The organism is Ruegeria lacuscaerulensis, from assembly GCF_013034745.1.
Lineage (GTDB): Bacteria > Pseudomonadota > Alphaproteobacteria > Rhodobacterales > Rhodobacteraceae > Ruegeria > Ruegeria lacuscaerulensis_B.
In genome coordinates this window covers 44,023-56,000 of sequence record NZ_WQGP01000009.1, presented here as the reverse complement: position 1 = coordinate 56,000, position 11,978 = coordinate 44,023, and the positions used below count along the sequence as shown (strand labels likewise).

The 11,978-nt window shown below is 57.7% G+C and carries 12 protein-coding genes; 7 read left to right on the top strand and 5 right to left on the bottom strand.

From position 1 onward, the window contains the following. The first annotated feature begins 122 nt into the window (after positions 1 to 122). The 6 genes from GOV79_RS17600 to GOV79_RS17575 all read left to right on the top strand — a co-directional run bounded on the left by GOV79_RS17600 (position 123) and on the right by GOV79_RS17575 (position 4,948). Positions 123 to 911, top strand: coding sequence for an ABC transporter ATP-binding protein (locus GOV79_RS17600; protein WP_170769769.1), 789 nt, complete (start codon positions 123 to 125; stop codon positions 909 to 911). Positions 912 to 919: 8 nt separating this feature from the next. Then, the gene (locus GOV79_RS17595; protein WP_170791093.1) at positions 920 to 1,750 is read left to right on the top strand and encodes an ABC transporter ATP-binding protein; all 831 of its coding nucleotides are present in this window, start codon (positions 920 to 922) and stop codon (positions 1,748 to 1,750) included. Positions 1,751 to 1,752: 2 nt separating this feature from the next. Continuing rightward, the gene (locus tag GOV79_RS17590; protein ID WP_170790894.1) at positions 1,753 to 2,193 is read left to right on the top strand and encodes a hypothetical protein; all 441 of its coding nucleotides are present in this window, start codon (positions 1,753 to 1,755) and stop codon (positions 2,191 to 2,193) included. Then, a complete protein-coding gene (locus GOV79_RS17585; RefSeq protein ID WP_170790892.1) occupies positions 2,193 to 3,203 on the top strand; it encodes a branched-chain amino acid ABC transporter permease in 1,011 nt (336 codons plus the stop codon). The genes GOV79_RS17590 and GOV79_RS17585 overlap by 1 nt, the downstream gene beginning before the upstream one ends. Further along, complete coding sequence (locus GOV79_RS17580; RefSeq protein ID WP_170786798.1) at positions 3,200 to 4,513, top strand: branched-chain amino acid ABC transporter permease; 1,314 nt, start codon at positions 3,200 to 3,202, stop codon at positions 4,511 to 4,513. The genes GOV79_RS17585 and GOV79_RS17580 overlap by 4 nt, the downstream gene beginning before the upstream one ends. A gap of 180 nt (positions 4,514 to 4,693) precedes the next feature. Continuing rightward, positions 4,694 to 4,948, top strand: coding sequence for a hypothetical protein (locus GOV79_RS17575; RefSeq protein ID WP_170769773.1), 255 nt, complete (start codon positions 4,694 to 4,696; stop codon positions 4,946 to 4,948). A 36-nt stretch (positions 4,949 to 4,984) separates the two neighbouring features. On the opposite strand, the gene GOV79_RS17570 is transcribed toward GOV79_RS17575, so the two are convergent. Then, on the bottom strand, positions 4,985 to 6,526 hold the full coding sequence (locus GOV79_RS17570) for a helicase HerA-like domain-containing protein (protein WP_170769774.1): 1,542 nt from the start codon (positions 6,524 to 6,526) through the stop codon (positions 4,985 to 4,987). Between the two features lie 436 nt (positions 6,527 to 6,962). Between GOV79_RS17570 and GOV79_RS17565 the strand changes: the two genes are divergently transcribed. Further along, entirely contained in the window at positions 6,963 to 7,562 is a 600-nt protein-coding gene (locus GOV79_RS17565; RefSeq protein ID WP_170769775.1) for an invasion associated locus B family protein, read from the top strand. A gap of 42 nt (positions 7,563 to 7,604) precedes the next feature. Here the strand turns inward: GOV79_RS17565 and GOV79_RS17560 are convergent, their stop codons facing one another. Genes GOV79_RS17560 through GOV79_RS17545 form a run of 4 tightly spaced genes read right to left on the bottom strand, consistent with a single transcriptional unit; the run spans position 7,605 to position 11,837 of the window. Beyond that, positions 7,605 to 8,813: a beta-ketoacyl-[acyl-carrier-protein] synthase family protein gene (locus tag GOV79_RS17560; RefSeq protein WP_170769776.1), complete on the bottom strand. Its 1,209-nt coding sequence runs from the start codon at positions 8,811 to 8,813 to the stop codon at positions 7,605 to 7,607. A gap of 9 nt (positions 8,814 to 8,822) precedes the next feature. Then, a complete protein-coding gene (locus GOV79_RS17555; RefSeq protein ID WP_170790890.1) occupies positions 8,823 to 9,080 on the bottom strand; it encodes an acyl carrier protein in 258 nt (85 codons plus the stop codon). 32 nt (positions 9,081 to 9,112) lie between these two features. Beyond that, positions 9,113 to 10,204, bottom strand: a complete 1,092-nt coding sequence (gene lpxD, locus GOV79_RS17550) for a UDP-3-O-(3-hydroxymyristoyl)glucosamine N-acyltransferase (protein ID WP_170769778.1) — start codon at positions 10,202 to 10,204, stop codon at positions 9,113 to 9,115. Between the two features lie 34 nt (positions 10,205 to 10,238). Next, entirely contained in the window at positions 10,239 to 11,837 is a 1,599-nt protein-coding gene (locus GOV79_RS17545; protein WP_170790888.1) for a L,D-transpeptidase family protein, read from the bottom strand. Positions 11,838 to 11,978: the final 141 nt, after the last annotated feature.

Genomic DNA, 11,978 nt, shown 5'->3' with positions numbered 1-11,978 from the left:
GGTTAACAATCATAAAAACAAGCAGCCCGGGCCTTGTGTCCGGGCTGTTTCAATGACAAAAGCCCGCACCATTCGTACAGGGATGTGGCAATAACGCCGGAAAACGGCGGCTAGGGGAAAAGATGATCGTCGTCGAAGACGTGCACAAGCATTTCGGCGGGTTTCATGCGGTGGACGGGGCATCGCTGGAAATCCAAAAGGGCTCGATCACCGGTCTGATCGGGCCGAACGGGGCCGGAAAAACCACTCTGTTCAATGTGATCGCGGGCGTTCTGCCGCCGACCAGCGGGAAGGTCCATATGGATGGTGAGGATATCACCGGCCTGCCCCCGCATGAGCTGTTTCACAAGGGCCTGCTGCGCACCTTCCAGATTGCGCATGAATTTTCTTCGATGTCCTGCCGCGAGAATCTGATGATGGTGCCGGGTGCGCAATCAGGTGAATCGCTTTGGAACACGTGGTTCGGGCGCAAACGCATTGCCGATGAAGAACGCGCATTGAAGGCCAAGGCCGATGAGGTGCTGGAGTTCCTGACCATCGAACATCTGGCCGATCACAAGGCCGGTCAGGTCTCGGGCGGGCAGAAAAAACTGCTGGAACTGGGTCGCACCATGATGGTCGACGCCAAGATCGTGTTTCTGGACGAAGTTGGTGCAGGGGTGAACCGTACCCTACTGATGACTATCGCCGACACAATCCTGCGCCTAAACAAGGAACGCGGCTATACCTTTGTGGTCATCGAACATGACATGGATTTCATCGGCAAAATCTGCGACCCGGTCATCTGTATGGCCGAAGGCAAGGTGCTGGCCGAAGGTACTCTGGACGAGATCAAGGCCAATGAGCACGTGATCGAGGCCTATCTGGGCACCGGCCTGAAAAACAAGGACAAGCTGGAGGCCCAAACATGACCGCTGGCGTGAGCGACAATCCTTATCACGACGACAAGGGCAACAAGGACGCCTCAATCACCAACACACATGGCGTCGGCACCATGACCCCCGCCCATCGCAAAAGCGGTGAGACGCATAAGGTCGAGGGCGGCCCTTTCCTGATCGGCGACACTATGAGCGGCGGTTACGGCAAAGGGCCCGACATTCTGCATGACTGCACCATCGCGGTCGATAAAGGCGAAATCGCCGTGATCGTCGGCCCCAACGGCGCAGGAAAATCGACCGCGATGAAGGCGGTCTTTGGAATGCTGGACGTCCGCGCCGGAGCTGTTCGACTGGACGGCGAAGACATCACCAAACTGTCGCCGCAAGATCGGGTGATTAAGGGCATGGGCTTTGTGCCACAGACGTCGAACATCTTCACCTCGATGACGGTGGAAGAAAACCTTGAGATGGGTGCCTTCATCCGCCGAGACGATATTTCGGGAACGATGGAGCAGGTCTATGACCTCTTCCCGATCCTGCGCGACAAACGCAACCAAGCCGCCGGAGAGCTGTCGGGCGGCCAACGCCAGCAGGTCGCCGTGGGCCGCGCGCTGATGACCCAACCCAAGGTGCTGATGCTGGACGAACCGACAGCCGGTGTCTCGCCCATCGTGATGGATGAGCTATTCGACCGGATCATCGAGGTTTCCCGCACCGGGCTGCCGATCCTGATGGTCGAACAGAACGCCCGTCAGGCACTGGAGATCGCGGACAAGGGATACGTGCTGGTTCAAGGGCGGAATGCCTATACCGGCACGGGCAAGGAATTACTGGCCGATCCAGAAGTGCGTAAGAGTTTCTTGGGGGGGTGAGGATGTTTCTGAAGTTCAACCAGGTTGCTCCGATAGCAATTCTGTTTACGGCAAACACAGTCGCTTTTGCCGATCAGGCTCAAAACCTATCTTCTCTGTTTTCCTGTAAGTTCGGACCTGAGTGTACCAGAAACAATCAGGACTGCAAAAAATACGATATCTGGATGATCGTCAGACACTACAAATCTGAGGATCAGTATAAATTGTTCGACGCTCTAAATTCTCACGAACAAGAAGCAGAATTTGGCGAAATAGGGGAGCTGCTCGTTTTCGATTCAATGTCTTCAGGAAACGGTGAAAAAGACTTTGGAGCTTTCTCGAAGATGGTTATTGCATCGACAATGGAAGCTTCTCTGCAAGGCGGTGCCATGTGGCGCATGGATGATCTTCCAACGCGTTACACTTCCTATAGCCATGATGGCGCCTGCACGGTGATAAACTAATGGACTTCCTCAACGCCCTTGTGGCGCTCTCCAACTTCGTTCTTGTTCCCGCAATCGCCTATGGCAGCCAGTTGGCGCTGGGGGCTTTGGGGGTGACGCTGATCTATGGCATCCTGCGGTTCTCGAACTTTGCCCATGGCGACACGATGGCCTTTGGCGCGATGATCGCTGTGCTGGTCACGTGGGGCCTACAAGCCGCAGGGGTCAGTTTCGGGCCGCTGCCAACCGCTCTGCTGGCCCTGCCCTTTGCAATTCTGGGCTGTATCGTGCTTGTACTGATCACGGACCGGCTGGTTTACAGGTTCTACCGCGAACAAAAGGCCAAGCCGGTCATTCTGGTGATCGTGTCTATGGGCGTGATGTTCATCATGAACGGGATCGTGCGGTTCATCATCGGCCCGGATGATCAGCGCTTTTCGGACGGAGAGCGGTTCATCGTCTCGGCGCGTGACTTCAAAGCGATGACCGGCCTGCGCGAGGGGCTGGCGATCAAGACCTCTCAGGGCATCACCGTGATCGTCGCTGTTGTCGCCGTTGCATTGCTGTTCTGGTTCCTGAACAAAACGCGCACCGGCAAGTCGATGCGGGCCTACTCTGATAACGAGGATCTGGCCCTACTGTCCGGCATCAACCCGGAACGCGTGGTGATGATCACATGGATCATCGTTGCCGCGCTGGCGACCACGGCGGGTGTTCTCTATGGCCTCGACAAAAGCTTCAAACCCTTCGTCTATTTCCAGCTTCTGCTGCCAATCTTTGCCTCGGCCATCGTGGGCGGACTTGGCAATCCGCTGGGGGCTATTGCGGGAGGCTTCATCATCGCCTTTTCCGAGGTGACCATCACCTACGCGTGGAAAAAGGTACTGACCTATCTGGCCCCTGAAAGCCTTGAGCCCTCGGGCCTGGTCCAATTCCTGTCCACTGATTACAAATTCGCCGTCAGCTTCGTGATCCTGCTGATTGTGCTGCTGTTTAAGCCCACGGGCCTGTTCAAGGGGAAAGCGGTATGACCGAGACTGTCAAGAACACGCTGCTTTTCGTTGCCGTCGGCAGCCTGATCCTGCTGACCGGGTTCACGCAAAGCTGGAACGCGGCGATCCTGATCCTGAACATGGGGCTGATCTCGGCCATCATGTCCATCGGGGTGAACCTGCAATGGGGCTTTGCGGGCCTTTTCAACGTCGGCGTCATGGGCTTTGTCGCGCTGGGCGGGCTGGCGGTTGTGCTGGTCTCGACGCCGCCGACGCCGGGCGCGTGGACCGGCGGGGGCTTTGGCGTCATCCTCGCGCTGCTTCTGGGCGCCGCGACGGTTGTAGCCGCTGTGATCACCGCGCAGAAGATGCCCAAAGGGCGGGTGCAAACCTTGGCGATCATCGGCATTCTGATCGTCGGATTCTTTGTCTACCGAGCCATTTTCGACCCCAACGTCGCCGCGATTGAGGCCATCGACCCCGCCGTCGCGGGTAATATCGGAGGTCTTAACCTGCCCGTTCTGCTGGCCTGGCCCGCCGGAGGTCTGCTGGCTGCAGGTGCCGCCTGGCTGATCGGGAAAACTGCGTTGGGTCTGCGTTCGGATTATCTGGCGATTGCGACGCTGGGTATTGCCGAAATCATCATCGCCATCATGAAAAACGAAGACTGGCTGGCCCGCGGCGTCAAGAATGTCTACGGCATCCCGCGCCCTGCGCCTGTGGTCGGCTATGAGGTCGAGTTGCAAGCAGATCCCGGATTCATCGCCCGCGCCGAATGGCTGGGTCTTGATCCCGTCACGGCCTCGACGCTTTCGGTCAAGCTGGGCTATTCGCTGCTGTTCACCATAGTGCTGCTGGTCCTGCTTTGGATGGCACAGATGGCATTGAAAAGCCCATGGGGACGGATGATGCGCGCCATTCGCGACAATGAAGTTGCGGCCGAGGCGATGGGCAAGGACGTCACCCGCCGCCATTTGCAGATCTTCGTTTTGGGCTCCGCGATCTGCGGTATTGCGGGCGCGATGATGACCACACTGGACGGGCAGCTGACGCCGGGCACCTACAATCCGCTGCGCTTTACCTTCCTCGTCTGGGTGATGGTGATCGTCGGTGGCTCGGGCAACAATTTCGGCGCGGTTCTGGGCGCGTTCCTGATCTGGTTCCTGTGGGTCCAGGTCGAGCCGATGGGCCTTTGGCTGATGAACCTGATTACTTCAACCATGCCCGAAGGCAGCGCATTGAAGGCGCATCTGATCGACAGCGCTGCCCATATGCGCCTGTTCACGATGGGTTTGATACTGTTGATCGTCCTCAGGTTCAGCCCACGCGGATTGATACCAGAAAAGTAACAGTTATCTCAAAAGCGACGAAACCGTGCCTCTTTTCAGGCGCGGTTTCTTGATCTAAGCGCGCTGTCCGTCTAGACGGGGTACAACCAGTTTGGCATTGGCCGAAATCCCACGCGTTTACGGGAATTTAGAAAATCCGTAGAATGATGCGACCACCCTGTTGAGTATAGAAGAGTTCACATGACTTCGACGCTGACCAAATCACTGCTGCTGCTTCCTCTGATCGCCGGATTGGCAGCTTGCGTTCCAAGCCCGGAAGATTTTGAAACCACACCGGTCAAAGTCCAAACTCCGAAGGGTGAAGTTACGTGCCAACTGTACCGCCCTGATCGCGTCATTTGGGACCGCGCGATTGATTTCCCGGCCACCAAAATGACAGTCCCCGAGGCGGACGCCTATTGCAAGCAAGAAGGCCAGCGCCGCCTTAAGGGATAAGCCCGTCGCCGGAGCGGTCCGCGACTGTCCCCGGCCCTACCTGCTTTTGAACAACCCGCCCAGAATGCCGCGCACGATGCGGCGGCCTGTTGTTCCTTTGAGTTCTTTGATGACCGCCTCGCTCATGGCGGAGGCAAAGCTGTCCTTCTTGCGCATCACGCGTGAGGATGACCGCCCAACCCGGCTGCCGGAGTATCTGCGTGCCGTTGCGAATTCCCGCTCGGCCACGGATTGGGTTTCGATTTCTTCCTCGGCCTTTTCTGCCGCCTGAGCGGCCGCATCTGCGCGGGTCTGAAGGATTTCAAAGGCCGATTTTCTGTCCTTCAGCTCTCGGTACTTCGCCTCCATCGACGAAGCGGCAACAATGGCTTGACGCTCAGCCTTCGTGATTGGCCCTAACTGAGACCCCGGCGGACGAATCAAGGTCCGCTCGACCACGCCAGGTACGCCCTTTTTCTCCAGCATCGAAGTGACCGCCTCGCCTACGCCGACCTCGCGGATCGCGGCTTCGGTATCGAAAGCGGGGTTCTCTCGGTAGGTCTCCGCCGCCAGACGCAAGTTCTTGCGGTCGCGCGCGGTGAAGGCCCGCAGCGCATGTTGAACCCGGTTGCCCAATTGGCCCAGAATATCTTCGGGTATGTCGGCGGGGTTCTGGGAAATGAAATACACCCCCACGCCCTTGGACCGGATCAGGCGTGCGACTTGTTCCACCTTGTCCACCAAAACCTTGGGTGCATCTTCGAACAGAAGATGCGCTTCGTCGAAAAAGAATACCAGTTTAGGCTTGTCGGGGTCGCCCACCTCGGGCAGTTCTTCGAACAATTCGCTGAGCAGCCACAGCAGGAACGTCGCATAAAGCCGGGGCGACCCCATCAGCTTGTCCGAGGCGAGGATGTTCACGACCCCCTGCCCTTGCGCGTCGGTGTGCATAAGATCAGCCAGTTCCAGTGCGGGTTCACCAAACAGGTTCGCGCCGCCCTGATTTTCTAGCACCAGCAGCCGCCGTTGGATCGCACCAATCGAAGATGTCGAGACATTGCCAAACCGTAATGAAAGCTGGCCTCGGTTCTCTCCCACCCAAACCAGCAGCGATTGCAGGTCCTTGAGGTCAAGCAGTGGCATCCCTTCGTCATCAGCCACACGGAAGGCAATGTTCAGGATACCTTCCTGCGCCTCGCTGAGGTCCATCAAGCGCGATAACAGCAGCGGACCCATCTCGGTTACAGTGGTGCGGACGGGATGACCCTGCTCTCCGAACAAATCCCAGAACGTGACCGGACAAGCGCCATAGCTATAGTCCGAAAACCCGATTGTCTGGGCGCGATCCTGAAACGCCTGATGAAGTTTGTGCGCTGCGCTGCCCGCCTTGGCCAACCCCGAAAGATCGCCCTTAACATCCGACAAAAATACGGGCACCCCGGCCTGCGAGAAACCCTCTGCCAGAATTTGCAGAGTCACTGTTTTTCCGGTCCCGGTCGCACCCGCGATCAGCCCGTGGCGGTTGGCGTATTTCAGCGTCAGGTTTTCCGGTTCGCTGTAGCCATCCCCGGCTCCGCCCAAAAAGATATTGTTTTGCATATGAAATTTGCCCCAATTTCCACCGGTCTGAGGGCAGCATACAAATTTAACAAATAACTGCGATAGTCTATTCGCCGCCTGTAACCAAACCGGAAGCAGGCGGCAGACTTCCTCCCTGTCGACTGGCCGCGCCTTTGGGCGCGGCTTTTTTCACGAAAACCGCCGAAGTGATCAATTTTTCAGGTTAGCAGTTGACCGTCGCGATTCCCTCTCGTAACGTCTGCGCATAACTAAGTCGGCCAGTCCGACGGGGAGAAAATTATAGAAAAGGGAGCCGCTCCACCGGCTCCCTTTTTTTGTTGCTCCAACGATAGTTTTCATCTGTGGACAGGCAAAAATCCGATCACATCAACGCATTTTCTTGGCATAGTGCCTGACACCCTGCCGGAACAGTGTTAGACCGTGCAAAAAGCGTATCCACAGAACCGAGGCGTTCATGATCAAGAAACTTCTCACTCTCAATGTTGTTGCCGCCATGCTTTGGGCCGGGGCGGTCGCGGCGCAGGAAAATCAAGCCGACACTACAACTGCTCCGCAGACTCAGGCTGGTGCGGATTTGGATCTTGGCGAGGAAGGACCACGCGTAGGTAGCCGCTACATCAAAGAAGAGCACGGTGATTGGATGATCTCGTGTGTGAAGACTGAAGCAGGTGAAGATCCCTGTTTCCTCCGCCAAATTCTGGCCGGTGACCAGGGGCAGCCCATTGCCGACATCACTATTCAGAATCTGCCCGAGGGCTCTCCCGCTGCCGCCCGAGCAACGGTCGTAGTTCCGCTTGAAATCCTGTTGCAGGCACAGCTTGCTCTGTCCATCGACGGCGCACCTGGCAAGCGGTACAACTATCACCATTGCAACCCGGTCGGATGCCTCGCACAGCTTGGGTTCACTCAAGGTGACATTGACGCAATGAAAGCAGGGACAACGGCAACGCTGTCGTTGGTGTCTTTGTTGGCACCGACTCAGTTGTTGGAAATGGAAGTCTCGCTGGCCGGATTCACCGCTGGTTTTGATACGCTTGAGCCTGCGCAAAACTAACCGAACCGCCGGAGCGCGCTGTCAGAAGACAGCGCGTTCCTTTTAGACTTGCCTTAGAGCAAGAACAGCATTCAGGCCACCAAAGGCGAACGCATTGCTCAGCGCAACTTCTACCTTGGCTTTGCGGGCTTCGTTCGGAACCACATCCAAAGCGCATTCCGGGTCAGGTTCCTCATAGCCGATCGTAGGCGCAATCACGCCGTCACGCAGTGCCATAATGCAGGCCAACAGTTCTACCGCGCCGGTACCGCCGATCAGGTGTCCATGCATGGATTTGGTGGACGATATCATCAGATCATCCGCATGCGGACCAAAGACATCCGCCACTGCCGCGCATTCGGTCTTGTCATTGGCCGCCGTGCCGGTTCCGTGCGCGTTGATATAGCCCACCTGATCGGCATTGATCCCACCATCCGCCAAAGCGCCCGAAATTGCCCGAGCCGCGCCTTGTTTGCTGGGCATCACGATATCTGCGGCGTCCGAAGTCATGGCAAACCCCACCACTTCACACAGGATCTCGGCCCCACGCGCGCGGGCGTGTTCGTACTCCTCAAAAACAAAGACACCTGCGCCTTCGCCCTGAACCATACCGTTGCGGTTTGCGCTGAACGGACGGCAGGCGTCTTTGGACATGACCCGCAGCCCTTCCCACGCCTTGACGCCGCCAAAGCACAGCATGGATTCCGCTCCACCCGTCAGCATCGCCGGGGCCGCGCCGCTGCGCACCATCTGGAACGCCAGAGCCATCGCGTGATTTGACGAGGCACAGGCGGTCGAGACCGTAAAGCTGGGCCCTTTGAGGTTATGTTCCATAGATACGTGGCTGGCCGCCGCGTTGTTCATCAGCTTGGGCACGACAAAGGGGTGAACCCGGTTCTTACCGTCCTCATAGACTGAGCGGTAATTGTCATCCCAGGTCGACACGCCGCCACCGGCTGTTCCCAAAACAACGCCTGAGCGCGCCGCTAGATCGCCATGAAATTCGATCCCAGACTGTTCGATTGCTTCTTTTGCCGCCGTCAGGGTGAACTGCGTAAACCGATCATACAGGGTCATCTGTTGGCGGTTGAACCGGCCCTCGGCCTCGAACCCGCGCACCTGACCGCCAATCTTGATGGCAAGGCGCTCGACATCGCGGAACTCAAGTTCGGAAATTCCGCAGCGCCCTTCGCGCATCGCCTCAAGCGTCGCCGGAACGGAGTGGCCCAACGAGTTGATCGTGCCCGCACCGGTAATAACAACGCGTTTCATGATCCTGCGTCAGACCTTTTCCGACACGAGCTTTTCGATACCGGCGACGATCGCAGCGACATTCGAGATGTCAAAATCGCTGGCTGTCGGCTCGTTGGCATTGAACGGGACTGAGATGTCGAACTCTTCCTCAATGGCGAAGATGCTTTCGACCAACCCAAGGCTGTCGATCCCCAGATCTTCGAGCGTACTTTCGGGCGTCACATCCGAAGGGTCCAGCACGGCCTGTTCGGCGATTATGGCGATGACGCGATCGGTGATGCTCATGTCGATCCTCTGATTATCCCGTTGAGGGTGATTTAATCACTCGGCGACTGTTTGAAAACAGCCTTTTTCAACGCCTCTACGTCACGGGCCATGCGCGGCAGGCGGCGTTGCGCTTTGTAAATGTCCGTATGAGATTCCATTTTTATTCCCGGATAACCCATGATGACACGGCCCGCTGGTACGTTGGACAGGATCTTTGTGCCACCGCCTGAGATCACGCCATCGCCAATAAAAATATTGTCGACCACACCGGTCTGACCGCCCAAAACGACGTTGTTTCCAATCTCGACCGAGCCTGACACACCGGTTTGCCCGCACAGCAAGCAATCGCGCCCCACGCGGGTATTGTGGCCCACATGGACCAGGTTATCCAGTTTCGAGCCGTCGCCGATCCGGGTATTGCGGATCGTACCATTGTCGACAGTGCAGTTGGCGCCAACTTCGACATCATCACCGATCTCGACCGCGCCAAGTGAGTGAATGCGCAACCAGCTTTGGGCCCGTGCGTCGCCCTTGTCGCCCATGGTCTTGCGCACGTTTTCAACGTCCGACACCTCGGGCGTGACAAAGCTGAACCCGTCGCCGCCGATACGCGCGCCGGGTTGCGCGGTAAAGCGGTCTCCGATCTGTGCGCGGGCACCGATGCTGACCATTTCGCGCAGCATGGCGTTCTGACCCAGAACTGCATCCATCCCGACCACACAATGCGCCCCGATAACCGACCTCGCGCCGATTTTCGCCCGAGCGCCGATCACCGCCAATGGGCCGATCGAGACGTCTTCGCCGATCTCTGCCGTTGGGTCGACAACGGCTGACGGGTGAATGCCGGGCGCAATCCCCTGCCCCCGGTCCAGCATCGCGGTGATCCCCGCCATTGCCATCCGTGGACGCGGAACAAAGATGGCGGCCTGCAACCCCATGGCCTGCCAATCCGCACCTTCCCACAACACGGCCGCGCGGGCCGCGCCGTTGCCCAAAGCCTCGGCATATTTGGGGGACATTGCCATCGCCAGATCATCAGGACCTGCATCCGCCGGTTCCGCTGCGCGCGCGATGATCAGGCTGACATCGCCCTGACATTCCGCTCCAAGGGCATCGGCAATCTGCTGAATGGTATAGTGCATGTCGGGTTCCCCGGATTAAGGCCTAATCCGGTGATTACCCCTGAACGTCCGGCAGGGCCACCCCCGCTTTCTGCAAAGCATCCCAGATTTTCTGATCTCGGCTGTAGACGTCACGGCGATACTGAACCTCGCCTTTGGGGCCGATATAGGCCGTGCGATAGATCAAATGCACCGGGACGTGCTGTTTCAGAGGCACCGTGGTTTCCTTGCCGGTTGCCAGAACCCGCTGGAAAAACGCCCTTGGGTTTTCCTCCTGCTTGGCCAGCAACGCGTAGGCAAACTCAAAGGGTTGCGCCAGCCGGATACAGCCATGCGAAAACGCCCGCGACTCGCGCGCGAACAGAGATTTCTGGGGCGTATCATGCAGATAGATATTGTACTGGTTGGGGAACATGAACTTCACCAACCCCAACGCATTGCTTTTGCTGGGCGGCTGACGCATCGCAAACGGGAAGTTGCGCGCGGTGAATTGGGTAAAGTCCACTGCGCCCCGGTCAATCTGCCTCCCACTGCGGTCAGTGATATGTATATGGTTCACCGCATTCGGGTTCGATTGCAGCTGCGGCAGGTATTCTTTTGTGATGATCGAGCGTGGTACATACCAACTAGGGTTGATGACCATATGCTCCATCTCATCCGAGAATTCCGGGCTGCGGCGATCGTGAACGTTCTTTCCAATGACCGCACGCGTTTCAAACGTCACCAAGCCATCATCAACGATCTTGGCCGAGAAATCCGCCTGATTGACCAGAATATGCCGCTCGCCCCGCTCGCGCGGCAACCAGCGTTCCCGCTCCAGCGCCACGTAGACCGCCCGCAGCCTGTCTGAGGCTGAGCGGTTCAGTTCAGTAATCGTCCCCTGCCCCGCGACCCCGTCCGAGGCTAATCCGTGCGCAGTTTGGAAGTCCTTCACAGCGGCAAGCATCACGTCATCAAAGCGCGGGCTGGCGGTGGGTTTCAGATAACCCATGGCAACCAACCGGTTGCGCAGCTTGATCACATTGGGACCGGTATCACCAAGTTCCAGCTTGTCCTGAGGCACAGTCGCACCCCATCCGCCCTGATCGATCAAAGCTTTCAAGGCCACTTTCTGCTTCATCAATGCCCGATACTGGGCGGTCTGCGGCGCAAGTTGATCAAAATAGGCCGCGTTCTCGGACACGACCCCTTGCATATGATCCACGGTCGAGCGGCGCTGTACCTTGCGCACCAACCCCTCATCGATATCCGCAGGCCGGAGCGCTCCGGAATAAAGGTCATTTGCATATGCGATAAAGGCCCGGCTCAGCGCCATTTCGACAGCGCCCAGATCCCGGACCGAACGGGCCTCTTGCATCTTGGTCAACAGCGCCTCGACGTTATAGGCATCGGGCAGGCCGTGCATATGGGCAGTGGCCAACGCCTGAATCAGGCTCGCACGACGCGTCGCATGTTCTGGCGTCTCACCCACCCAAATCGGTGTAAACCCGTTCGCGCGGTAAAAATCAGCAATCTCCGACCCGGACGGAGCAGATTCGGCCACGGCCATCTGAAAGGCAGTGGCCGGTTTGTCGGGAGTGTTGGCCACGCCGGTCGTGGCCGCCAAGCAAGCAGCAAGAGCGAGAACACTGGATGCACGAAAAAATGCTCGCATGGGATAACCTTTATTCTTCAACACTCTACGCGCGCCTGTATCCACGCCGAACAAATATGCTGGCCGGTCGACGGGCTTGTCCATTCACAAATACATCACATCGATGCTTCTTTACCCGCCTGATGCGCGTTTGCATCGACC